The 23,851-nt window shown below is 60.4% G+C and carries 20 protein-coding genes; 13 read left to right on the top strand and 7 right to left on the bottom strand.

Annotated elements, in window-relative coordinates:
* Position 1 precedes the first annotated feature (1 nt).
* The gene (locus J2129_RS09675) at positions 2-829 is read right to left on the bottom strand and encodes an HAD-IC family P-type ATPase (protein ID WP_209630667.1); all 828 of its coding nucleotides are present in this window, start codon (positions 827-829) and stop codon (positions 2-4) included.
* A gap of 53 nt (positions 830-882) precedes the next feature.
* Here J2129_RS09675 and J2129_RS09680 point away from each other — a divergent pair, with 53 nt between their 5' ends.
* From J2129_RS09680 to dapF, 11 genes are all read left to right on the top strand, one after another.
* A complete protein-coding gene (locus J2129_RS09680) occupies positions 883-1,833 on the top strand; it encodes a ribose 1,5-bisphosphate isomerase (RefSeq protein ID WP_209630668.1) in 951 nt (316 codons plus the stop codon).
* A gap of 17 nt (positions 1,834-1,850) precedes the next feature.
* Positions 1,851-3,050: a RuBisCO large subunit C-terminal-like domain-containing protein gene (locus tag J2129_RS09685; protein WP_209630669.1), complete on the top strand. Its 1,200-nt coding sequence runs from the start codon at positions 1,851-1,853 to the stop codon at positions 3,048-3,050.
* Positions 3,051-3,438: 388 nt separating this feature from the next.
* A complete protein-coding gene (locus tag J2129_RS09690; RefSeq protein ID WP_209630670.1) occupies positions 3,439-3,669 on the top strand; it encodes a hypothetical protein in 231 nt (76 codons plus the stop codon).
* Positions 3,666-3,908 (top strand): hypothetical protein, encoded by a 243-nt coding sequence (locus J2129_RS09695; protein WP_209630671.1) that lies wholly within the window; start codon positions 3,666-3,668, stop codon positions 3,906-3,908. The genes J2129_RS09690 and J2129_RS09695 overlap by 4 nt, the downstream gene beginning before the upstream one ends.
* Positions 3,909-4,916: 1,008 nt before the next feature.
* Positions 4,917-5,477 (top strand): YIP1 family protein, encoded by a 561-nt coding sequence (locus J2129_RS09700; RefSeq protein ID WP_209630672.1) that lies wholly within the window; start codon positions 4,917-4,919, stop codon positions 5,475-5,477.
* A 539-nt stretch (positions 5,478-6,016) separates the two neighbouring features.
* Positions 6,017-7,303: a condensation domain-containing protein gene (locus J2129_RS09705; protein ID WP_209630673.1), complete on the top strand. Its 1,287-nt coding sequence runs from the start codon at positions 6,017-6,019 to the stop codon at positions 7,301-7,303.
* Positions 7,304-7,648: 345 nt separating this feature from the next.
* Positions 7,649-8,023: a carboxypeptidase regulatory-like domain-containing protein gene (locus J2129_RS09710; RefSeq protein ID WP_209630674.1), complete on the top strand. Its 375-nt coding sequence runs from the start codon at positions 7,649-7,651 to the stop codon at positions 8,021-8,023.
* A 7-nt stretch (positions 8,024-8,030) separates the two neighbouring features.
* Positions 8,031-8,846, top strand: a complete 816-nt coding sequence (locus tag J2129_RS09715) for a hypothetical protein (protein ID WP_209630675.1) — start codon at positions 8,031-8,033, stop codon at positions 8,844-8,846.
* 160 nt (positions 8,847-9,006) lie between these two features.
* Positions 9,007-9,606 (top strand): hypothetical protein, encoded by a 600-nt coding sequence (locus tag J2129_RS09720; RefSeq protein ID WP_209630676.1) that lies wholly within the window; start codon positions 9,007-9,009, stop codon positions 9,604-9,606.
* A gap of 133 nt (positions 9,607-9,739) precedes the next feature.
* Positions 9,740-11,017 (top strand): solute carrier family 23 protein, encoded by a 1,278-nt coding sequence (locus tag J2129_RS09725; protein ID WP_209630677.1) that lies wholly within the window; start codon positions 9,740-9,742, stop codon positions 11,015-11,017.
* Between the two features lie 867 nt (positions 11,018-11,884).
* On the top strand, positions 11,885-12,706 hold the full coding sequence (dapF, locus tag J2129_RS09730; RefSeq protein WP_209631317.1) for a diaminopimelate epimerase: 822 nt from the start codon (positions 11,885-11,887) through the stop codon (positions 12,704-12,706).
* Between the two features lie 631 nt (positions 12,707-13,337).
* Here dapF and J2129_RS09735 read toward each other — a convergent pair.
* The 3 genes from J2129_RS09735 to J2129_RS09745 all read right to left on the bottom strand — a co-directional run bounded on the left by J2129_RS09735 (position 13,338) and on the right by J2129_RS09745 (position 18,621).
* On the bottom strand, positions 13,338-13,934 hold the full coding sequence (locus J2129_RS09735; RefSeq protein ID WP_209630678.1) for an ATPase domain-containing protein: 597 nt from the start codon (positions 13,932-13,934) through the stop codon (positions 13,338-13,340).
* 123 nt (positions 13,935-14,057) lie between these two features.
* Entirely contained in the window at positions 14,058-15,602 is a 1,545-nt protein-coding gene (locus tag J2129_RS09740) for a class I adenylate-forming enzyme family protein (RefSeq protein WP_209630679.1), read from the bottom strand.
* A 601-nt stretch (positions 15,603-16,203) separates the two neighbouring features.
* The gene (locus J2129_RS09745; RefSeq protein ID WP_209630680.1) at positions 16,204-18,621 is read right to left on the bottom strand and encodes a CDC48 family AAA ATPase; all 2,418 of its coding nucleotides are present in this window, start codon (positions 18,619-18,621) and stop codon (positions 16,204-16,206) included.
* A gap of 44 nt (positions 18,622-18,665) precedes the next feature.
* Between J2129_RS09745 and larC the strand changes: the two genes are divergently transcribed.
* Together larC and radB are read left to right on the top strand one after the other, a co-directional pair.
* Entirely contained in the window at positions 18,666-19,850 is a 1,185-nt protein-coding gene (gene larC / locus J2129_RS09750) for a nickel pincer cofactor biosynthesis protein LarC (protein WP_209630681.1), read from the top strand.
* Positions 19,847-20,524: a DNA repair and recombination protein RadB gene (radB, locus tag J2129_RS09755; RefSeq protein ID WP_209630682.1), complete on the top strand. Its 678-nt coding sequence runs from the start codon at positions 19,847-19,849 to the stop codon at positions 20,522-20,524. Before larC ends, radB begins: the two co-directional genes overlap by 4 nt.
* Positions 20,525-21,221: 697 nt before the next feature.
* Here radB and J2129_RS09760 read toward each other — a convergent pair.
* The 3 genes from J2129_RS09760 to J2129_RS09770 are packed head-to-tail and all read right to left on the bottom strand — an operon-like array spanning position 21,222 to position 23,807.
* The gene (locus J2129_RS09760; protein ID WP_209630683.1) at positions 21,222-22,124 is read right to left on the bottom strand and encodes a methionine synthase; all 903 of its coding nucleotides are present in this window, start codon (positions 22,122-22,124) and stop codon (positions 21,222-21,224) included.
* A complete protein-coding gene (aspS, locus tag J2129_RS09765) occupies positions 22,121-23,410 on the bottom strand; it encodes an aspartate--tRNA(Asn) ligase (protein ID WP_209630684.1) in 1,290 nt (429 codons plus the stop codon). Before aspS ends, J2129_RS09760 begins: the two co-directional genes overlap by 4 nt.
* A 55-nt stretch (positions 23,411-23,465) precedes the next feature.
* Positions 23,466-23,807 (bottom strand): metalloregulator ArsR/SmtB family transcription factor, encoded by a 342-nt coding sequence (locus J2129_RS09770; RefSeq protein WP_209630685.1) that lies wholly within the window; start codon positions 23,805-23,807, stop codon positions 23,466-23,468.
* Positions 23,808-23,851 lie beyond the last annotated feature (44 nt).

A 23,851-nucleotide genomic window follows, 5' to 3' on the forward strand; every position in this document is an offset into this window, starting at 1 on the left:
TTTATATTGAGACAATACCATCATCAGAGAGTTCCTGCACAATTGGGACGACTTCCCTGACATTTTTGATGGTATATCCTGCTGCTCGTCTCAGTTTCTCGGGCTTGTTTCCTGACTGCTGTTCTGAAAGAATACTCACGTCGGCCCGCCTGAACGCCTTGAGGTCGTTGATCCCGTCTCCGACCATCACGACAGTCTCGTAGCACTCCTGGAGGTCCTCAACGACCTGGGCCTTGATCGTAGGCGTGGCGATCCCATGGACCTGGTCACGCGGGATGCCGAGATGGTCGGCGATCCGTTCCAGTTTGGTGGCCCGGTCGCCCGAGGCGATATAGGTGGCGACTCCCAGGGCATGGAGCGCCTCGATCGTCTCTTTCGCCCCTTCAAAGGGGCGCCCGCCGGCGGTGACCGTGAACTCGATCCCGCGGTCGGCCAGATTGAGGATCGCACCCGAGTCCATCACCACCAGGTCCTCTTCCTTCAAGACTCCCCAGACGTCCCTGATACAGACCTGAAGGTCTTCGACCAGGGCCTTGCGGTCGCCGTACAGCAGGGACGCAAGGTCTTCATGTGGAGTGACCTGCTGGAGACAGGAGACCCCGAACCCAACGTTCCGTTCACAGAGATACTCGGAGAGGAACTGGTCGTCTGGTGCCCCCATCACGTCCCTGCTGTGGGCGTTGAGGGCGATGAGCACCCTGGCGCGGTCGCGGCAGGTAAGCAGGGTCGTCTCAACGTCGGAGAGAACCTCTCCGCTCTCGACATCCCGCGCCGTCCGGTAACTCCTCAACAGGGTGCCTGCGCTGTCAAATACCACTGCAATGCTCATGATGTTCACAGGTTAACCTTATGTGATGGGATATTCATCCACTCTCATTAAGTATGTTGCTGAATGAGATCGCCGGTGAGATCAGATCGATGGAAGTCAGGGGCGCGGGGCGGATCGCCCGTACGGCAGCCGCCGCGCTGAGAGACCATGCAACGGCCTATGAAGGCGCAGACGTCCATCTGTTCAAAGAGTACATGGACGAGGGCGCCGCCACCCTCCTGGCCACCAGGCCGACGGCGGTCTCCCTCCCCAATGCCGTCAGATTTGTGATGAACGCGAAGGAAGGGGCGGGCACTGTCCCTGAAGCCCAGGAGGCGATCAGGAAGGCAGCAGACTTGTTTATCCTCTCCTCAAAGCATGCGGTCGAGTGGATCGGCGAGATCGGCGCTCGCCATATCTCGGACGGTGATGTCGTCCTCACCCACTGCAACTCTGAGGCGGCCCTGGCCTGCATCCTCACCGCCCACCGGCAGGGCAAGGACCTGGAGGTCTTTGCGACTGAGGTGCGCCCGAGGAACCAGGGGTTGCTCACGATCAGGGCCCTGAACGATGCCGGGGTGAAGACAAACTATATCGTCGACTCGGCGGTCCGCTCCTTCATCAACGACGTCGACCTGGTCGTCACCGGGGCCGATGCCGTGACCGCAAACGGGGCGGTGGTGAACAAGATCGGGACCTCCCAGATCGCTCTCGCCGCCCATGAGGCGCGGACGACGATGCTGGTGGCGGCCGAGACCTACAAGTTCGCCCCGCGGACGCTTCTCGGGGAGCGGATCGAGATCGAGGAGCGCCAGACCGACGAAGTGCTGGACCCGGCGGTGGCGGCGACGCTCCCCAATGTGCGGGTCAGGAACCCGGCCTTCGATGTCACCCCGGCACGCTATGTGGACGAGATCGTGACCGAGATGGGGGCGATTCCGCCGACGATGGCCTATGTCATCATCAGGGATCACCTGGGATGGGGGATCGAGGAGTTCCACAAGAATTTTGAGTTAGACGAATGAATGCAGGAGTGAGAACGATGCAAGACGTTACCGCAACCTATTATTTCCGCCCGCGGGCCGACACCACGCCCGAAGAGGCGGCGCAGGCGATCGTCGAGGAGGAGACGACCGGAACATGGACCGAGATCACGACCACCACCGAGTATGTCCGCCGTCTCGACGGCGAGGTGCTCGCCCTCGAACCGTCAGGCAAGGGGTATGTGACGCAGGTGCGGTACCCGGCCGAGATCTTTGAGGCCGGCAATGTCCCGCAGTATCTCTCGGTGGTCGCGGGCAACCTCTTCGGGCTCGGGCGTCTGGAAGCGGTGAGGCTTCTTGACGTCGCCTTCCCGGCGTCGCTGGTCCCGTTCAAGGGCCCGAAGTTCGGGCTTGAAGGAGTGAGAAAACTTGTCGGGACGACCGAACGCCCGCATGTGGGGACGATCATCAAGCCAAAGGTCGGCCTCACGCCGAAGGACACCGCCGAGGTGGCCTATCATGCGGCGGTCGGCGGGGTGGACCTGATCAAGGACGACGAGACCCTCACCGACCAGACTTTCTGCCCGATCGACGAGCGTCTGCCTGCAGTGATGGCGCGGCTCGACGAGGCGAAGGAGGAGACCGGGCGGCAGGTGCTGTATGCGGTGAACATCTCGGCACGGGCCGACGAGATCGTGGGGCGGGCCGAGCACGCGATCGATCTTGGGGCGAACATGCTGATGATCGACGTGATCACCAGCGGGTTCACCGCCCTCCAGGCCCTGGCCGAGGCGCCGTCGGTGACGGTGCCGGTCCATGTCCACCGGACGATGCACGGGGCGATCACCCGCAACCCTGAGCACGGGATCGCGATGCGCCCGATTGCACGGATCGTGCGGATGCTCGGCGGCGACCAGCTCCACACGGGGACGGTCTCGGGCAAGATGAGTCATGACGTCTCCGAACTGAAGGGCGACAACCTCGCCCTCACCGAAGAGTACTTCGGGATCGCACCCACCTTCCCGGTGGCAAGCGGCGGGCTCCATCCAGGCAAGGTGGCGGCAGAGATCGAAAATCTCGGGACCGACATCGTCCTCCAGGCGGGCGGCGGGATCCACGGCCACCCTGACGGCACCGAGGCCGGGGCGAGGGCGATGCGCCAGGCGGTCGATGCGTTTATGGAGGGGGTCTCTGCAGAGGAGTATGCGAAGGATCACCATGAACTGGCGCGGGCGCTGGAGAGGTGGGGGAACCGGTAAGGACTGGGCGTTGGGCGTTCGGGGATCTCAGGTCCGAGATATGAGGCCTGACACGACCATAGTCTCTACTGTCGGTGAGAGCCGTGACAGAAACAAGAACCCCTGACAGAAAAGACCTCATCCTCCTTTTTATGTACTGGGTTTTGTCGTAGAGCATATCCCAAAACTCTCTTGGGGGAAACATCTCCTCGAACTGAAATGCATCCTTCCAGAAATTCTACACTCTCTCCTCCACCGGGCGGCGTACCGCCCCACGGACCCCCCGCTGATGAAGATTAACGGGGGTTCGCAGCCCATCTCCACGATCATTGCTCTGCCTTCCCACCCCAATCGCCATCCCCGGGGCCTGGGGGCAGAGCCCCCGACGCGGTGGTGTGGGGAAGCATGAATGCATAGACCCGCAGTGAAAAGGGGAAGATTTCCTCACCATATCTACTGCTCCCTCCTGGGTGGGGGGAGGTACGGAGAGTTTTGGGATGACCTCGTACTCAACTTCGCGCTTTATTCTTTCAGATCTGAGAGCAAGTTTTTCTTCGGAGCGTTCGAGATTCTCGCGATATTCCTGTCTCTCTTCGGCGCCCTCATTTATGGGGATGGTAGCGGCGACAGGGCCAGATGATCTTTGCCGGCACGCTCTCGTACGCCTCATTCATCCTGACGGCCTTCTTCACCATGGAGGGTGGGAATAGTTTTGAGAACCAGAATTATCTGTTTCAATTTGCTGGATATCGCCTGCTCCTCCTGTTCATGATCGGGTTGATCGGATTTTTTGCCTCAAACACGCAGAGATCATACCGAATCATCGCACTGGTGGTGTCGGTTCTGTGGATGCTGGTGTCCATCTCGGGCATCACCTGAGGGCGATTGAATAATTCTCTCTTGTGGAGGGCGTGCCGCCTCGGGCGCGATCGATGAGAGTAGGCACGCGGATCAGATCAGTCGCCTTCATCACAGAATCTCCACAATCATTTCCGGCCTGAAGGCATCGATTCGAATATAAAGCCCCTGTAGAGAGTCTCTTGATGAATCTCTCTGGCAGGGGGTAGTCACTCGAAAGCCTCCGGCTTTCTCGACTCCTTCAAGTCGTCCCCCCGAACCCCCCCACCACATGAGAAGTCGAGGACGGCATTACACTCTGTATGGTCATTTATTCCGCCTCCCCGGCCCTATATTCATCCGGGGGGTCCGGGCGGCACTCGCCCCCGGGGCGATTCACAAGGGAAGGCGGGAGAATCATGTTTGCATCCATAAAGGGCAAGGGTTTACCATGAAAATGATCCCGATGATCGCCTCTCCAGGTCTGTATGATGATTAACCCCCCCGGCGCAAGGGTATGGGAAGGCATGAGGATCAGTCGTGCCACCCTCAGCACAGACTCTTTCCCGCTGTCTCGCGAGAGGAGAGGCGGGGGTGGCACGAGGCAAGAGTTCTGGCCGGTCCCCTGTCACTAGGAGAATGACCACAGATCCTTCCACGCCCCGGAACCCTGTGACATGAAATTTTCAATCGCGTATGCTTGAACCAGGGGTTCATGCTCGATTCTACAGAGCCAAAATCAAACATTTTCTCTACTCTTTCCACTCGTCCCCACAAGGACGAAGAGACTCGATGGGCGACACGTTCGATCGATCACGCCCTCCCACATGACCTCCCTCAGGGCAGAAGAGTGGGATGGAAAAGCAGAGGACTGACCACGAAGAGGAGGACACACGCCGATCCGATATGGAGTGTGAAAAATTCGAGGAAGGATCTCCTGTTATTCCCATCTCTGGCCGTCCCGGGCCCAAAATAGAACCTATATATAATAGGCCGAAGATACCACTGACTATCCAGAGATCTCCGATCTCAATCGATGAAGCGATCCCCATGCCAGGAGATACCCCCGCAAAAAATACCCCCGTCGTCTCGCGGCGTCTCTTCAACCATCTCCAGATCTCGTCGCTGCAAGAGGATCTCCTCTTCTTTTTCGCTGCCGTGCTCGCGGTCTCGGTTCTCTTTCACCTGGGGATCTTCGTGACCGGTCCTGGCCACGATCCCGTCGGGTCGCACCTTCTCCTGGGCATGGTCTTTGGGGCATTCGGTATCGTCCAGAGCTTGGTCACCTGGACGGTCATACTCCTTGGCGTCAGTCTCATCGAGCACTTTTTCTTGCTCTTCGTCGATGCACACCAGGGGTTTGAGAGGACCATGAAGTCGGTGATCTATGCCCTTCTCCCGATCGTGCTCTTCTGGTGGGCAGTGGCGGTCATGAAGGTTCCGGCTGCAGGCCCGCTCCTCCTTCTCTGTTTCGCCCTCATCACCTACTTCGGCATATGCGTTTTTCATGACATCTCAAAGGACCGGGCCGCATTCGCCTCCCTTGCAACAAGTGCGGCGGTGCTGGTGCTCTTCTCCAGGTGGATCGTCGGTCCGGCGTTTGGATTGTAATGGGGGCGGATCTCGTGTCGGGGGGACGAGAGAGACATGGAATACACAAACCTGAGGAAAAAGGTTCTGTAGAAACCCTTTCTGATGGGTCTCTTTGGCAGGGGGCAGCGCCCCCGGCACGGGGACGAGGTAAGGCAGGCGGCACACGTTTTCCCCACATGATAGGTGAGGGTTTCTACAAACCTGAGAAAACACTTTGTAGAAATACTCAGAGGTCTGTCAGAGTATCATACTGATCAAGTGCCGCCCCCCAATCTCGTCGAATCTTCACCATCATCTCGCGCCGGAAGGCTGTGCCCCCGTAACCCCCCCACGATGAGGAGAGGTAGGGGCGGTGAATTGAACACGATCTCCACCGATTCTCCAGTCTTGAAATGAGAGAGAAATCACGCGATGAGAATTCTTCATCCCCTATGCGTGAGGTATCCCCTTGCTTCATGCCTGATTCTAATACCTGATTCTACAACGCCATATCCCCACTTCATCCACCCCCAAGGCCATGAAAGCACATATCGTCCTCTAGAGAGAGATCACCCTCTATGTCCCTCCACCCGACACCCGCCTTCGACCTCTTCAATGTCTACTTCGAACGCCTCTACGATCCCACGATGCATCTCGTCCTTACCTTCGACGGGGAGGTCGACGAGGCGGCACTCAAGACCGCCACCCTCCGTCTCCTCGCCGCCAACCCCTATCTCAGATCGAGATTTTCTGAGGAGGGAGACGGCATGCCCTGCTGGACTGAGATTGCAGAGGAAGAGTGGGCGCGGGCCTTTGTGCTCCTGCCTGAAGAGGTGAAGCACGACCACCCCCCGGCCCCTCTTGACGTCCGCAGAGGACCGCAGGTCCGGGTGAGTCTCGCACGCACCAGGGACGGCGACCAGATCGTCGTCACCTGCCACCACGGGTTCTCTGACGCGAAGGGGATCATCGACCTCGCACATCACCTCCTCGCGACCTACCAGGCGGTCCGGAGAGACCCGGCATTCAGGCCTGAACCCCTGGGGTGGTACGACCGCGGGACAGGGAAGGTCCTCACACAGTTCAGCGCGGAAGAGATCAGACGAGCATGGGACGAGGAAGAACCCTTCGTCGACAACTGGCGCTTCCCCGCCGAGCGCCAGGGGCGGGGGACACCACGGACCGCCTCCAGGACATTTTCTCCGGCACGACTCAGGCGGGCAAAGGAGTTTGGCAGACGCCACGGCGCCACCATCAACGACATCATGATCGCCGCCTTCTTCCTCGCCCTCATGAAGGTCAGAGCCGACCCCTCAGATTGCGGCGCCCCCCGCGCCCTCCTCACCTCGGCAGACCTCCGCCGCCACCTCGACCACCCTGAGGCATGCCCGCCCATGAACCTCTCGGTCGCCTTCGAGGTCACCCTCACCGCCGGAGAAGGCGACGGCCTGGAGGACATCATCGACCAGGTCACTGCGGTGACGAGACGGCGGAAGGCAGAAGGGTTCGGCATCGGGTGCATCCTCTATTATGACGAGATCTATGGGAAGGGCATGCCTGGAGTGCAGGCGTTCTTCGACGAGATGATCCAGAAATATGAGGAGAACGGCCTCAAGAACCCGGTCTTCTCCAACATCGGCGTCCTCGACCCGGCGTGGTTTCTCCCGGCGGACGGGAAAGACGGAAAACCCCTCGACCTCAGGGACGCCAGGTTCCTCCCCTGTGTCTGCTGGCCGTATGGGTTTCTCATGTCCCTCTCCACCTTCCGTGATCAGATGACGATCATCTCGGCCTACGAGGAGGGGCCGTACTCAGAGGACATGGTCGAGCGGTTCCTCGACGCGGTGGAAGGGTACCTGCCCTGAACCGCGTGCATGACTCTCCAGGATGAATCATCCTTTCATTTTTCAGGCTTGCGATGTGACCGGAGGAAGTTCCCCACGTACGGCGTCGTTCAAGAGCGGGACGACGACCCACCCCTATCTTCGTTGAGGGGGGGGTCTCCCCCGGCAGAAGAGAATAAGGAAACGCTCATTTATTCTCGATGTGGGCGGCACGTCGGATCATCATGCCTTCCCACACCCCCGTGCCGGAGGCAGCACCCCCAGACCCCTGGTATGAAGATAGGGACGGGAAGGCACAATGGATGAACATGAGGAGGGGGTGCCGTCGTCGCCGCCGACACACCCGGGAACCGAGCTGAGAAAAATTTGAACATCACCGTCCATATCGGCCTCCCCCCACCCCAGGCGGTCACGGTCTCAGGACGGGTGACCGACCCTGACGGCACCCCGGTTCCGGGTGCGACGGTGAGGTTTGAGTCGGCCGTCTCGCTTGAGAACAGACCCCTCTCGGCAACGGCCACGACAGACGATGACGGACACCACCTGATCAAAGACGCAGTCGGGCACAGCAGGAAGGAGGGGTACCCCCCTCTGCAGCGCGAGATCGTCTTTGAACATCTGACCGACGGACTCGACCTCGACCTGGAGCCCAGGAGTCAGACCATTCCCGGATATGATCTCCGGACCGGCATCTCTGCACTCCTCGTGGTTTTCCTGGCCCACCTCGCCAGGAGGAGATAGACGTACTATGACAGACGAAATCCCCCACCCCATAAAAGTCCTCGGCTTCATCACGGCACTCCTCGCCCTCTCCGTCCTCTCATTCGGCATGACCCTCTCCGCCGGAGCACCGGTCGAGAGCGGTGATCCGCCGCCAGGAATTGTCGAAGATGGGGGGAGGTACCAGGGCGAGTGGACGCCAGAGGCAGCACCCGACGCCACCGTCTCTCTGAACAGCACTCTTAACCGGCAATCGACATGGATGGGACCACTCGGAGCCTCGACGGGCGAGTGGTGGCACGGGTTTGGCATCTCCAGTACCGCTTCGGTGCACGCCAGAGACCAGGACGTCTGCACCATCACCGAACAGCGCACAGAAATCAGGATCAAGACTGCTCAGCGTGGGTTTTCCATCAACCCCCTACCACTAAAACCACATTACTTCAGTGGCCGTACCGACCCTGAGCATGAGATGGTGATCAGGGAGAAGACCGAAACAATTGAAGACGTTGGAAAAAGAGCAGAATGGAATTGGAGATTCACAAAACTCGGCGCCACCGCATCTTCAGCGTCCCATTATTCCAACTGGGCTCTCCTCATCCCGCCCGACCGCTCCTGCGAGGCCACGCTCACTGAGTCCTTCGAGACCATCTGGGGCGAGAAGGCCACGCAGCAATGGAAGATGACCATCGATCCCCTCCCTGACCCAGAAGGGATGAGTGAGGAAGAACTGGCAGAGTACGGGATCATAAAAGAGTCCTGGGGCCAGTACAATGCAGAAGGGGCCGTCCACCCCGTTCCCAGACATCCTTCCGCCATGACCTTTGAAGGGACCAGACGGTGAACCTTCACCAAAATTGAAAATAGATGTCCAGACCACCAGAAGAACACACCCAAAAAGATAAATCTCATTGCCATAAAGAAAAGGTCTGGCACATGCCTGCTTCCCTCTCCGGCCCTGCACAGGCGAGGGGCGCCATGCGTACCCTGCGAGGCGAACTGTGATGAAAAAACACTATATTATTGCCTTCCTCGTGGTCTTGTCATTTCTAGTCGCCTCAGTCGGCCTTTTCCTTGCCGGACAGGACTTCAGGGATTCATCTCCTCCCATGAGTGGAAAGACCGACCCCCTCGACGACGGGACATGGCAGGACGTGATCGAGAAGATCAGCGCGCGAGAAGAGGTCATCTGCACCTACGGCACCCTCCCTGACCTGGAGAACGAGACCGAGCGGCGGGCCTGGATCGGCATTCTCCAGACCTATACCAGGGTCCAGAAAAAAGAGATGAAACCCTACCTCTCTCCAGACGGCCCCATACTCAGCCTCGGGTACGATGTCCAGGGCTACGTGAAGGTCATGGTCGAGGACAACCACACCGTCGGGACAAACGAGACCAGGGCCTGGTACCAGATCCTCAGGGAATATGGTGAAAAGACCGGGATCAAGAACATCCCGGTGAAGGTCGTTGCCGCTTCCGACCCCGCGCCAGAGATCAGCATACCTGTCACCGTCCAGAGATCTCCAGGGACAAGAGAGACCCTGTCCCTCAACGCCTCCTGTGCATCAATGCCCGACATGAGAAAAACCAGCACAAAGACATAAAAAATAATTTCAAAAACATTATACCTGCTCGATCCTAAACTCCAGGATGGAGAGACCTGGAACACATTTTTTATTCTTTAAAATTCAGTTTTCAGGTCCATTTTGAGATCCGAGGATCTCAGGAGTCACAGAGATGGACTTTACGTATGGAATCGATGATAAACCAGATCTAGGAAAACTTCTCCTCTTCGGGCTACAATGGTTGGCCGTCAGTATCCCGGCCATCCTCATCATCGGAGGAGTCGTCGCCGCCTTCCAGCCCGACGGATCAGTCATCACCTATCTGCAGAAACTCTTCCTGCTCATCGCCCTGGTGCTGCTGGTCCAGGTACTCTGGGGACATAAACTTCCCCTCGTCGTCGGCCCGGCCACCGTCCTCCTCATCGGCGTCCTCGCCAGTATGAGTCAGGGCGTCGGGGCGATCAACTCGTCCCTGGTGATCGGCGGGGTGGTCCTTGCCGTACTGGCCGCCACCGGCCTCTTTAAGTACCTGAAACCGCTCTTCACTCCCAGGGTGATCGTGGTCATCCTCATGCTCATCGCCTTCACCCTGGCGCCGGTGATCCTCGACCTAGTCACCGGGGAAGGTGCAGTCCCGGCCGTCTACAACTTTGTCTTCGCCCTGGTCCTTGCAGTGGTGGTCTTCGTCGCCAACGGTCTCCTGAAGGGGATCTGGAAGTCGACGCTTGCGATGTGGGCACTTCTCCTTGGCAGCCTTGCCTACTTCGCGCTCTTCGGCACCTTCACCCCCCCGACCCCGGAGACGGCAATCCTTGCTCTTCCAGGCGACCTCATCGCGCCGCTTGCGGCACCAGAAGCCAGCGTTCTCATCGCCTTTTTGATCTGTTTCCTGGCACTGGCCATCAATGAACTGGGTTCAATCCAGTCGGTGGGCAGTCTCCTGAAGGCCGACGAGATGGACACGCGGGTGAACCGCGGGATGACCGTCACCGGGGTCGGCAACGCCCTCTCAGGATTTGCCGGCGTGATCGGCCCGGTGGACTTTTCGCTCAGTCCAGGCGTGATCGCTGCCACCGGGTGCGCCTCGCGCTTCGCCCTGGTCCCTGCCGCCCTTGCCCTGATGGCCGTCGGGCTCTCGCCGCTCCTCATCGGGTACCTTGGCAGCATTCCCTCGCCGGTCATCGGCGTGGTCCTGACCTATGTCATGACCGCCCAGATCGCGGCCGGATTCATGCTTGGGGAGGAGAGCAGCGCGTTCAGGTCTTTCGACGACGGCGTGATCATCGGGACGCCCCTGCTCGTCGGCACAGTGGTGGCCTTCATGCCGGCGGCCCTGGCCTCCCAGTTCTCGGCCGCCACCCGCCCCCTCCTTGCAAATGGGTTTGTCGCCGGGGTGGTCCTGGTTCTGATCCTGGAACACCTGGTCTACCGCAAGAAAACGCAGCAATGAAGGCATGGTCGGCTTTACAACCTCCCCCCCCTCATCTTTTTCTCTACAGATTGTTCAGGACATGAATGAAGCCCCTCAAAGGAGATGATCAGGGCCGGGGAGAGGGCCTGGGACCACACTTCCCCTTCATATTCGTCCATTATGCCTCTCCGACACGATTGATCCGGGAAATCAACCCTATCGCGCGTGCATCAAGAATCGGCACGAAGCTCTACAGAATAAAAATATTCAGAAAGTTCCTGGGATGCGCACTCCCCCCGAACCATCCCAATCTCACCAGATACATAAAATAAAGCCCTGTAGAATTGGGTATGAACCCCGGGTTCAAACATACCTGATGAAAATTGTTCTGAGCAGTGTTACGAAGTTTAGGCGGAACCCTCTCAATTTTGACAGTTCATGAAGTCATCCCAGAACTCTCCAGCCTTCCCCCTCCCAGACGAGAGCAATGGATGATGAGAGGAGTTTCTCACCTCTCTGTTTCGCACCCATGCATCTATGCCTTCCCCACCCCCATGCCGGGGACGAGTGCCCCCCTGACCCCAGGGATGGCGATGGGGGCAGGAAGGCAGAGCGATGATCGTGAAGACGGGCTGCGAACCCCCACAAATCTTCATCAGCGTGGGGCCCGGGAGGCGGGCACGCCCCCTGTTGAAGAGAACCGCCACGATGACTTCTACAAAGCCTTAAATCCTCCCAATCGTTCCTGGTCCGGGGTTGGGGCCACCTCGGTCTTCCATGAGTGGAGTCCTCCCGCAGAGTGCTCCAGGGCCTGATCATCCCCTCATCCTCAAAAAATCCCGCCACCGCCCTTCCATCTGCAGAGATCAGTTACAGACAAATCCTGGCGTCGCCCAGTACTCTTCCATGGAGATCACGTTCACCAAACTCCACGGCAATGGCAACGACTTCATCCTCATCGACGAGATGAACGATCCTGTCATCCCCGACGAGATGAAAGGGACTTTCGCTGCTCTCTACTGTGACCGGCGCTTCGGGATAGGCGGCGACGGTGTCCTCTTCATCTCCCCCTCCACCTCTGCAGACGTGAAGATGCGTCTCTTCCAGCCAGACGAGAGCGAGGCCGAGATGTGCGGGAACGGGATCCGGTGCCTGGCAAAATATGCCCATGATGCCGGGCATGCCACGGACTCCTGCACCGTCGAGACCCTGGCCGGGGTCATGCCGGTCGAGATGGGCTACGACGACGAAGGCGAGTTCTGGGCGACGATCGAGATGGTCGACCCGGGCTTTGAACGTTCGGTCGTCCCTGCGACCGGCAAAGGAGAGTATCACGAAGAGATCAACGGCTTCACGGTCCACGCCGCAAACACCGGCGTCCCCCATGCCGTGGTCTTCGTCGACGACCTTGAGACGGTCGAGATCATGGCCGTCGCCCCGGCCATCAGGCACCACCCCTCCTTCCCGAGGGGTGCGAACGTCAACTTCGTACAGCGCAACGGCGAAAATTCGCTCAGGATCCGGACCTTCGAGCGGGGGATCGAGGGCGAGACCGAGTCCTGCGGCACCGGCGCCACCGCCTCTGCGGCCGTCGCCCATCACCTCGGGTTTGTCGGGCCAGAGGTGCGGGTCGAGACCCACGGCGGCCCTCTGGTGATCAGGTGTGGCGAGAAGACCACGATGACCGGCCCTGCCGCAACCGTCTTCTCCGGCGTCATCGAGGACTGAGTACATACGTCTGAAGGACCGCGGTCTCTCCTTATCCCTCATTTTAGAGGGGCATTCCTGGGTCACGTGCACGAAAAAATGGTTTTTAGGCTCTGTAGAGGCCCTCTGGATGGTTCTTTTTGGCGGGGGGCTCCTCCCCCCGGTTCCCCCGCCACATGATAATAGGTCATGGATGGCAAATCTCTCTTCTGGTCCATCGATTGTGCCTTCCTGACCCAATTTCCGTCCCGGGATCCATGGAGCCGCTCACGATGAGAAGATGCGGGAAAGCGGGTGCTCGACACGTGTGTGTCCGGAATGGGTGAAAGGTCCTACAACGCCGAAATGAGGGGGCTGTAGAAACCCTCACCTACTTTTCCCCCATGCTCACGCCGAGGGCTCCACTCGAAGATCAAAGATCTTCACAAACTTGCTCCTGCTCGCAGCCCCCGGATCCCTTGGATGAAACTAGGACCAGAAAAGCAGAATAGATGAATATGACGCGGGTGCTGCCATCCTCGACCTATCGTGTTCACGAGAGCCCGGGGATGCAACCCCCGGCGCGATCAAGACAGCACGCCCCCCGCCAGAGCGTTTCATCCAGAGAGTTTTTACAAAGCCGAAAAGAGCGCAAAAAAAGGCCAGAGGCCTTTCAGACCACGCGCTTCGTAGTGGAGAGTTCGAGGCCGTCTTCCAGGATATTGTACGGCACAAGCTGGTTGGGGAGTTCACTCCCATGCATCTTGAAGATCCCGAGCATCCGCTCGACCTCTGAACCGACGACCCGCTGGAGCAGTTCAATATACCCATCGGCAGCCCTGGTCAACCTGATCTCTTCTTCCCTGGTGTGGAGCCCCTTATAGAGAAGGAGGAGGACATTCGATCCCTCTGCGCGCGCCTCTACTCTCAGTGCCTGGACCAGGTCAAGAGCAGCACTGACACCGTCCTTGAGGATGATGGTAGAGAGCGAATCGATGACGATCCGTTCGCCCGTGACGAGCGTGGGCAGGTCCTGGTTGTTGACCCCCCGTGCATCGTACATCCCTTCAGACGGTTCATCATCGATCATCAGGTATATCCCATTCATGGTGGCCTCTTCTTCTCCACCCCGCCAGAACTGGGCACCAAAGAGGTCGAGGCCATCGGTAGGCGTACCGGCGACGATAATGACGGCCCCTCTTGGAATACCCCCATTTAAAGCAAGATCAAGCCCCGCAAGCCCGGTGGATCGCAAATTATCCTTATCCACGCTTTCCTCCGCACTAGATGTAGTGATGTGTTGCAATAAACCTTACGAGATTATCCTGGACGTCCCTTTTTCAATCTTTCTCACCCCCATGATCGAAACCTCGATCACTTCCCAAAATAGAGATTATTCTGAGGGATTTGCACAATCGTGTTCCCTGAGTGTCCGCCTCAGGAGTTTCCATCCACTTACCCGCGGGAGGTGGTCGAGGACGACCATATCTCGGGGCACCTTGTAGCCGGCAAGCCGTTCCCTGCAGTAGCGGTTCAGTTCGTCCATGGTGACCGACTGCCCCGCGTTCATCACGACGGCGGCCACCGGGATCTCGCCCCGGCGCTCATCAGGCCTGGCAAAGATCGCGACGTCTGCGATCTTGGGGTGGTCGATGATCACGTTCTCCACCTCGGTCGGATAGACCTTCCAGCCAGACATGATGATCATGTCCTTCTTCCGGTCGGTGACAAAGAGCACCCCGTCCTCGTCCAGGTAGCCCAGGTCGCCGGTCAAAAACCAGCCATCAGGGAGGAAGACCTTCTTGGTCGCCTCGGGCATGCCCCAGTAGCCGCTGGCGACCGACGGGCCGCGGAGGGCGATCTCCCCCACCTCGCCAGGCTGGAGCTCATAGCCGGGGTCGTCTTCGGCGACGATCTTCACCTCAGCATACCCGGCCGGAACCCCGACCGAGCGATAGCCCTTGTGGAGCCCGGAATTGTCAGGCCTGGTCGCCGTCCCTGAACCGACGACGATCGTCTCAGAGAGCCCATAGGCGTTCACGATCGGCACCCCGAACCGGCGGTCGAACTCCTCCCAGATGACCGGGAGGAGCGGGCCTCCTCCGGATATGACTGATCTCGCCTTCTCCAGGGCCTCGTCGGCTTCAGGTCCGGCCCTGATGAGGGAGTGGATCACCGGCGGCATCGAAGCAAGCACGGTGGCCTGGTATTGCTGCGCAAGGGAAAGATAGGTGTCGAGGTCGAACCGGTCCATACAGACCCAGGTCCCCCCGGCCTTGAGGGTCGCAAGCCCCCACGAGAGCCCGACATGCCCCATCGGATAGACCCCGAGATAGACATCGTCGGCGGCGAGGTCGAGCAACTCCTCCTGGGTGGCAAGGGCATTCATCCAGTTGCCCTGCGAGAGCATCGCACCCTTCGGCTTCCCGGTCGTCCCTGAGGTGTACTGGAGCTGGCAAAGGTCGTCTGCCCGGCACCCCATCGCACGCCCGAGCGGGACGGAATGGAGGAGATCGTCCCATGCGCACTCTCCCTCTTCTGCCGCGCCGACGACGCAGAGATGTCTGAGAGCAGGGCATGCCCCCTGCACCCCCCGGACCGTCGGGGCGTGTTCCTCGTCGGTGATCACCGCCGCGGCCCCGGAGTCGTTGAGGGCATATGCCACCTCTTCCTCGTGATACACGCCATTGGTCGGGACCGCGACCGCCCCGATCCGCCAGATCGCCAGGTACGAGAGGAGATATTCTGGAGTGGTGTCAAGGTAGATGCAGACCCGGTCGCCCTTTGTCACGCCAAGGGCGGTAAGCCCCCCTGCAAGCGCATCTGCGGTGTCACGCAGGTCTGCATAGGTATAAGTCCTCCCATCGTTTGCAAAAATAAATGCCGGCCCCTCGTGGGTCCTGGCCTGTACGTCAAGGAAGGTGGTGATGTTGTGCATGGTCGACTCCGTGTGGCCATATTCTGGCCACAATGAATAGATATGTACATCCTGATATATACCCTATTCCCTCCTGACGCAGGACATGAGGGCATCCCAAGACTCTCCAACTCTCCCCCTCCCAGAAGAAAGCACTGGATGGGGTGAAGAAATCCTCCCCCTCTTCGTTACCCACCTGTGCCTTCATGCCTTGCCACACCCCCGCCCCGGGGGCGAATGCCGCCTGGACCCCAGGAATGGCGATGAGAACGGGAAGGGAGAGCGATGATCGTGAAGACGGGAGGCAATCATCCGCCACTCTTCATCAGCGGGGGGAGTGCCGCTCCCCAGTCTCCCCAAGTAAAGATGGGCGGCGGATGGCATTACACTCTTCATGGCGATTGAGTGTGCCTTCCCGGCCCTATCTTCATCCCGGGGGTCCGGGGGCAGCGCCCCCGGCACCGAGGTTTGGGAAGGCAAGCGACACACATCTCCCCACAATAGGTGAGGATTTCTACAGAGCCGAAATTTCAGGAACGGTAGACTTCAGTTCAAGATGATGTGCACCTAAAGAGAGTTGTGGGATATGCTCATGGAAAACAGGAGCGGGGGGATCCCCTAGTCACTGGTACTCTGGCGGCTGGACCTGTTCGGGCAGACCCCCCTTGAAGTGCTCGCGCACCCGCCCGTAATAATCTTTGATCCGCTCGTTCATCGTTGGGTGCACCTTCTTGGCCGCCGCCTCAAGGTGCTCTTTCGTAACGACCTGACTCTTCTCGCGCATCGCAAGCATCCCGGCCTCGCGGCAGAGGGCCTCGAGGTCTGAGCCGACATACCCCTCGGTCATTTTGGCGATGGCCCAGACGATCTCGTCACGCACCTCGTCGGCAAGCGGGGTGCCGCGGGCGACGAGCTGGTCGGTGATGAACCGCCGGCGTGCGCCTGCCGAAAGAGGCTCGCCGGTCCCTTTCTCGACCCCTTCAAAGGCTTCTCTGAGGGCCACGACCGAGGGCGCTCCCTCCTCTGGCAGGGTCATGATCGTCTCCTCGATCGCCGAGGCGTCGAGCCCCTCGGTCACCGCCACGGCCTCATTGACCACCGAGCCCTCAAGCGGCATATGGCGCGTATGGATCCCGAGGATCTTTGCCCGGCCCTTCCGGTCTGGCGACCCGATATAGACAAGCCGATCGAAGCGCCCAGGCCTGAGCAGCGCCGGGTCGACGATGTCGGGGCGGTTTGTCGCCCCCATCACCACGACGTCGCCCCTCTCGGTGAGACCGTCCATCTCGGTCAGGATCTGGTTGAGCACACTCTCGACCACATGGCTCTCCGCCCCCGCACCCCTGGACGGGGCCAGGGCGTCGAGCTCGTCGAAGAAGATGATCGACGGCGCCACCTGCCTGGCCTTCTTGAAGATCTCGCGCACCGCCCGTTCAGACTCGCCGACCCACTTGGAGAGGAGCTGCGGCCCCCTCACCGGGATGAAGTTCGCCCCGCTCTCCGAGGCGACGGCCTTGGCGATGAGCGTCTTGCCGGTACCGGGCGGACCGTACAGGAGCACCCCGCGCGGCGGCTCGATCCCCAGGTCCTCAAACCGCACCCGCTCGGTAAGCGGGTACTCGACGGCCTCGCGAACCTCCTCTTTCTCAGATTCCAGTCCGCCGACATCGTCCCATGAGACATGGGAGACTTCGAGCAGGACCTCGCGCATGGCACTGGGCGAGACGTCACGGAGCGACTCGCGGAAATCGCCGGCCTGCACCTCCATCTGTTCCAGGACTTCAGGCGGGATCTCGTCCTCTTCGAGATCGATCTGGGGCATGTAACGCCTGAGCGCCCTGATCGCCCCCTCGCGTGCCAGCGCCGCAAGGTCGGCGCCGACAAACCCGTGGGTCTGCATGGCCATCTCCTCGATCTTGACGTCGTCGGCAAGCGGCATCCCCCGCGTATGAATCTTGAGGATCTCGGTCCGGTCCCGCTCGTTCGGGACCGCGATCTCAATCTCCCGGTCGAACCTGCCCGGCCGCCTGAGCGCCGCATCGATGGCGTCAAGACGGTTCGTCGCCCCAATCACGACGACCTGCCCCCGCTCCTCAAGCCCGTCCATCATGGTAAGGAGCTGGGCGACCACCCGCCGCTCAACCTCGCCGGTGACCTCCTCGCGCTTTGGGGCGATGGAGTCGAGTTCGTCGATAAAGATGATCGAGGGCGCGTTCTGCCTGGCGTCGTCAAAGACCTCGCGCAGACGCTGTTCTGACTCGCCATAGTACTTCGAGATCACCTCTGGCCCCGCGATGGAGATGAAGTGCGCCCCGCTCTCCGAGGCGACGGCTTTCGCAATAAGCGTCTTCCCGGTGCCGGGTGGGCCGTACAGGAGCACTCCCTTGGGCGGGTCGATCCCGAGTTTCCTGAAGAGCTCGGGGTGACGCATCGGGAGTTCGATCGTCTCACGCACCCGCTGGAGTTCGTCCTTGAGCCCGCCGATATCCTCGTACGAGAGCTTTTTTGCACCGTCGAACCCGGCGGCCGGTTTTTCCGAGAACTCGACCTTGGTGTTCTTGGTGATGATGATCGCGTCTTCGGGCTCGACGACGACCGCCTTAAAGGCCACGATCTGGGGCTGCATGAACGGCAGTCCAGCCTGGATCGGGACCGAGTCGTTCTTGGTGATCGGGAAGTCGATGAGGTGGTTGACCACGCTCTGGTAGTTGATCGGGAGCTGGCGCGGCAGATCTTCGGGCGGAGCAAGGATAACCCGCTCTGCCTCGATCTCGGTCTCGACTTTCCGCACGAGGACCTTGTCCCCGACCGCGACCCCCGAGTTCTCCCTGGTAAACTTGTCGATCCGCATCTTGCCCTGCTGCCAGTCAGAGACCATCGCCCTCCAGACCTTGGCGATGGTCTGGCGTTTCCCGACGACCTCAACGAGATCGCCGGGCGAGAGTCGCATCTGGAGCATGGTGTCAGGATCCAGGCGCGCCTTCCCCCCGCCCTGGTCCTCTGGATATGCCCTGTCGACTTTCAGATACATTTCAGGCATTCGTTAGAATCATATACGCCCTGATTTATAAGTACTGCCACAGTATGCGTATTCTTCTCTTTGACCCTTTTCATGGTGCAGCAGGGGACATGACCATCGGGGCGCTCCTGGCCGCCGGTGCGGACGAAACGGTTGTCAAACGGGCGATGACCTCGGTCGTGGCCGAACCACTCTTTTCCCGCGTGAAACGGTGCGGGATCTCGGCAATAAAGGTGGAGACCCATGCCGGCCCGGCACACCGAGATCTCCACCAGGTGCTTGAGATCGTGGGAAGTGCCGATGCCCCGCCAGCGGCAATCGAGCAGGCAAAGAGAGTATTCCAGAGGATCGCAAGAGCAGAAGAGAGTATCCACGGAGAACATGCCCATTTCCACGAGGTCGGTGCCGACGACGCGATCGCCGACGTGCTCGGAGCATGCACCGCCCTGGAGACGCTTGCCGTCGACGGGGTCGCGGTGATGCCCATCGCCCTGGGAGCGGGGAAGGTGCGGGCGGCCCACGGGCTGATCCCGGTCCCGGCCCCCGCGACCCTGGCAGTCCTTGCGGCCTCGGGGCTTGAGGCCAGGTTCGGCGGAGGGGAGGGCGAACTCTGCACCCCGACCGGTGCCGCACTCATGGCCGAGTGGGCAAGTCTCAGTCCCGCCGACCTCGGGCCGGCGAGAGTGATGGATATCGGCTATGGCGCCGGGACGCGGGATCCCGAGGATACCCCCAACGTGCTCAGGGCGGTGCTCCTCGAGGTGGGGGGCACGGCCCTCGCCGACGAGGTGGACGTCCTCGAGACGAACGTGGACGACGTGACCGGCGAGGTGCTCGGCCACTGCATGGACCTCCTCTTTGCGGCCGGGGCGCGGGATGTCTCGGTGATCCCGGCGGTGATGAAGAAGGGGCGGGCCGGTCACCTGGTCAGGGTGGTCTGCAGTCCGGCCGATAGCCCGGGCCTCACCGGGATCCTTGCCCGCGAACTCGGGACGCTCGGAGTGCGGTGCCTCCCCTCGGTCCACCGGCGCGTGCTTGAGCGCCGGGAGATACCGGTCGAGGCCGAGGTCAGGGGCGAGCGCCGGACCGTCCACGTGAAAGTCGGGTATCTCGGCGGCGTGGCGTCCTCGGTGAAGGCAGAGTCAGACGAGGTGCGGGCCTGGGCTTCGGCCCTGGGCGTCCCGGTCAGGATGGTCGCACGCCTTGTCGAGGAAGAGGCCTGGGAGCAACTCCGAGGGGGGGGTGCATGAAGGACTCGAAGATGAGCACCGGTTCGGCGCCCCTCGACGACCTTCTCGGCGGCGGGTTGGAGCGGCGGACGATCACCCAGGTCTACGGTGAACCTGGATCAGGTAAGTCGACGCTGGCCGTGATGGCGGCGGTCGCCTGCCTGCGGGGGAGAGAGGCGGTGGTGTACCTCGACACCGAGGGGTTTTCTGCCGAGCGGTTCGCGCAAGTCGCCGGCGATGAGGCAAACACCCTGGCCGAACGGCTGTACCTCTATGAACCGGTCGACTTCACGCAGGAAGGGTTGATGATCCACGAGTGTGAGGCGCTCCTGCGGGCGCGGAAGGTGGGGCTGATCGTGATGGACTCCGCGACCGCCCTGTACCGTTCAGAACTCGGGAAGTCACGAGACGGGCTCAGGACCCTGTCCAGGCACATGGTCGTCCTTCTCGGGTATGCGAAGCGCTACGAGGTGCCGGTGCTGATCACCAACCAGGTCTACCAGGACATCGACACCGACGTATATTTCGGGCTTGGGGGGACGGCGCTCGGTCATCTCTCCAAGGCGATCCTGCGGATCGAGAAGCGTCCCGGCGGGGTCAGGCGAGTGGTGCTCGAGAAGCACCGCTCACGCCCTGCCGATATCTGTTTTGACTATGTGATCACCGACGAAGGGATCCGGAAGGTCGAGCGGTGAAGGACCGGTCTCGCGGTCCCCCTGAGTTCATGGATAAAATAGGTGCCAAGATTTTTTGAGGAGAAAGGGCCCTGTAAAAATCCTTACCTATACCCCCGTCCCATAGGTTCCCCGCGGGGGCACCACCCCCAAAACTCCAGAAATAAAGATTGGACCCGGATGGTGGAATCAAAGGTCATGAAAATGGTTTTTGTAGATTCTGGCATGAACCTCCTGGTTCACGCATCCAGGATGAAAATTTCTTGTCACGTGGTCTCTCTTTTTCAAGACTGAAGAGCAGGTGAGGATCGTGTTCACTCGCCGCTCCCCGGCGCAAGATGACAGGAAAAACTCTACGATGAGGGCGGCACGTCGGATCATCACGCCTTCCCATAGCCTCCCGCCGGGGGCGCTGCCGCGCTGCCCCCGGACCCCCCGGGATAGCGATGGGGGCGGGAAGGCAGAGACCCGATCATTTAGGGAATGTCTCTGCTTTCCCTATCTTCATCCTGGAGGTCAGGCGGGCAATGAGGCGGCGGTCTCACATAGCGTCCTGCTCTGAAAGGCGGGGCACGGGTCCAGACACCCAGGAGACCCATACGAATTCTCATCAGATCTGTCTGAGCCCAGGGGTTCATGTCTGATTCCCCAGGACCAAAAAAAGAGGAAGGCCGCGCCCGCGCCCATGCCCGCACCACCCAGAAAAATCTGCGTCGCCTTAATGTTCGTATTCAGGCCTGAGACGGTCGGCCGCACCGGTCATGGCCTGGAGTTTCTGGAAGGCGACGTCGCGCTCAAGCATCCGCATCCCGCAGTCCGGGTCGACGAGCATATTCTCGGCACCGAAGAGGTCGATCCCCTTCTGGAGACGCTTCTCGACGGTCTCGATACTCTCGACCCCGGGGTCTGCCGAGGCGATACACCCGTATCCTATCGGGCGCCCCTTGAGATCCTTGTCAGAGAGGATCTCACAATTTTCCTGGTTCTCAGAGAACTCGAAGTCGAAGAGCGAGACCTGAGTCGTGAGCACCTCGTCGACGACCTCCCCGAGGTTGCCGCAGACATGGAGACAGGACGGGATCCTGAGGACCGAGGCGATGAGGTTGACGCCCTGCACCCCGACCGAGAGGTCGGCCGCCCCGGTCGAGAAGATCGGTTCGTCGATCTGGACCATCGTCACGCCAGCGGCCTGGAGAGACCGTGCCTCGGTCGCGAGCGCCTGGGCCAGGTCGAGGACCAGTTCGTCCTTGCCACGATAATTCGGGGTCTCGATCCGCAGTCCATGGGCAAGAGTGGAAGGCCCGGTGATGATCCCCTTCACCTTGGGATGCTTCGAGAGTGCATATTTCGTATCGGCGACCGTGAGCGGGTGCGCCGGTGACTGGACCCGCCCCACCACGCTCTGACCCCTGATGCCGGGGAGACGCGAGACAAAGGCAGTGATCATGTCCCCCCGCACCTGCCCGTCAGAGATGATGTCCACCCCGGCCCTGACCTGGTCGGCGACCGCTGTCTCGACCGCCCCCTTGAGGGGGTCGAGGAGCGAGCGCAGACCCCCGGTCTTGACGACCGGGTAACTTCCGACGACCGTCGTCGGCAGGACCTTGGTGATAAAGTTCATGGCACGACTCTATGCCTGTCACGCGGGAAGAGCACAGCTTCCCTGATGTTCTTGAGACCGAGCATCGTCATGAGGAACCGCTCCATGCCCATGCCCCATCCTGCGTGCGGGGGCATCCCGTACTCGAATGGTTTGAGATAGAACTCGAAGCTCTCCGGGCTTAATCCCTTCGCTTTGATCTGCTCGACGAGCAGGTCGTGCTGATGGATACGCTGGGCACCAGAGGAGAGTTCCATCCTGGGGTGCATCATATCAAAGGCCTTACAGATCGAGGGGTCGTCTTCGCATGGCATCGCATAGTACGGCCTGATGGACGTCGGCCAGTCGACGATAAAGTAGTGCTGACCCATCTCCTCGCCGATCGCCCGCTCGGCGGCGGTCGAGAGGTCGTCCCCGTACTTGATCGGTTCGTCGATCTTTGCGGCGGCGATCTCGATCGCTTCGGCGTACGGGAGCCGCGGGAAGGGCGTCTCCGGGACTTCGAGCTCGACCCCGAGGGTCGCAAGGGCGTCAGCACACTCCTCGGCGACCGTGGCGTAGAGGTGGGCGACCAGGTCTTCGAGAAGGACCATGACGTCCTTATCGTCGGCGAATGAGACCTCGACATCGATGGAGGTGGCCTCGTTGAGATGCCTGAGGGTGTTGTGCTCCTCGGCCCTGAAGATCGGTCCGACCTCGAAGACCTTCTCGAACCCGCCAGCCATCATCATCTGCTTGTAGAGCTGGGGGCTCTGGTTAAGGAAGGCCTCCTTCTCGAAGTAGGCGATCGGGAAGAGTTCGGTCCCACCTTCGGTCGCAGCGGCGACGACCTTGGGGGAGGTGATGTTGTAGAACCCGCGCTGGTGGAAGAAGTCGTAGACTGCGGTGGTGACGGTGCTGCGGATCTTGAAGATCGCGGCGACCCTCGGCTTCCTCACGTCAAGGAACCTGGCGTCGAGCCTGGTGTCCAGGTCGGCCGGCACCTTCTCCACGACGTCGAGGGGGAGAGGGGAGGCACAGGGGGAGACGACCTCGAAGATTTCAGGGGAGATCTCTCTGCCGCCCGGGGCCTTGGCGATCGCCTTGACCGGCCCGGCGACACGGACCACCGATTCTCTGGAGACTTCCTTCGCGGCCTGGAGGACCGCCTCTGACGCCTTCTTCTTGACAACCGTCGTCTGGACGATCCCGGTCCTGTCGCGGATGAGGAAGAAGGTGAGGCCGCCGAGGTCACGGATCTCATGGACCCATCCCATGACCTCTGCATGCTCGGTTTCTGGTGTTACCTCGCTGATTGGGACGCGCATGTATAATCCAGTATTTATTGGGTCGGGGGGGATATGGTCTTTATCCTGGCAGGGGTCACTCCCCCTCAAGGAACGAGAGCGCCCTGCCAGCTGCGGGGGTGAGCGAGTAAATGATCCAGGTGCCCTGCGGTTCGCCTGCGATCAACCCGGCCTTCTTGAGCACGTTGAGGTGATAGGAAAGGCGGGAGTCGGCGATCCCGAGTGTCTCCCTGATCACGCAGACACAGAGGGGGCCTGGAGCAAGGAGGATGAGGATCTTCAGACGCATCGGGTCGGCCAGGGCCTTGAACCGGCCAGAGAAAACTTCGAGCGTTTCATCATCAGGGAAGAGAGATCGAAGTCCTTCGATGCCGCCGATTGTTGCGAGGTCGTCTTCAAGAGGGTCAGGTATTGCCATGATCTATTTCAAAATGATATGAAATGGTTACCTCTATATAGGTT

The sequence above is a fragment of the Methanofollis sp. W23 genome (assembly GCF_017875325.1).
In the GTDB taxonomy this organism is placed as follows: domain Archaea; phylum Halobacteriota; class Methanomicrobia; order Methanomicrobiales; family Methanofollaceae; genus Methanofollis.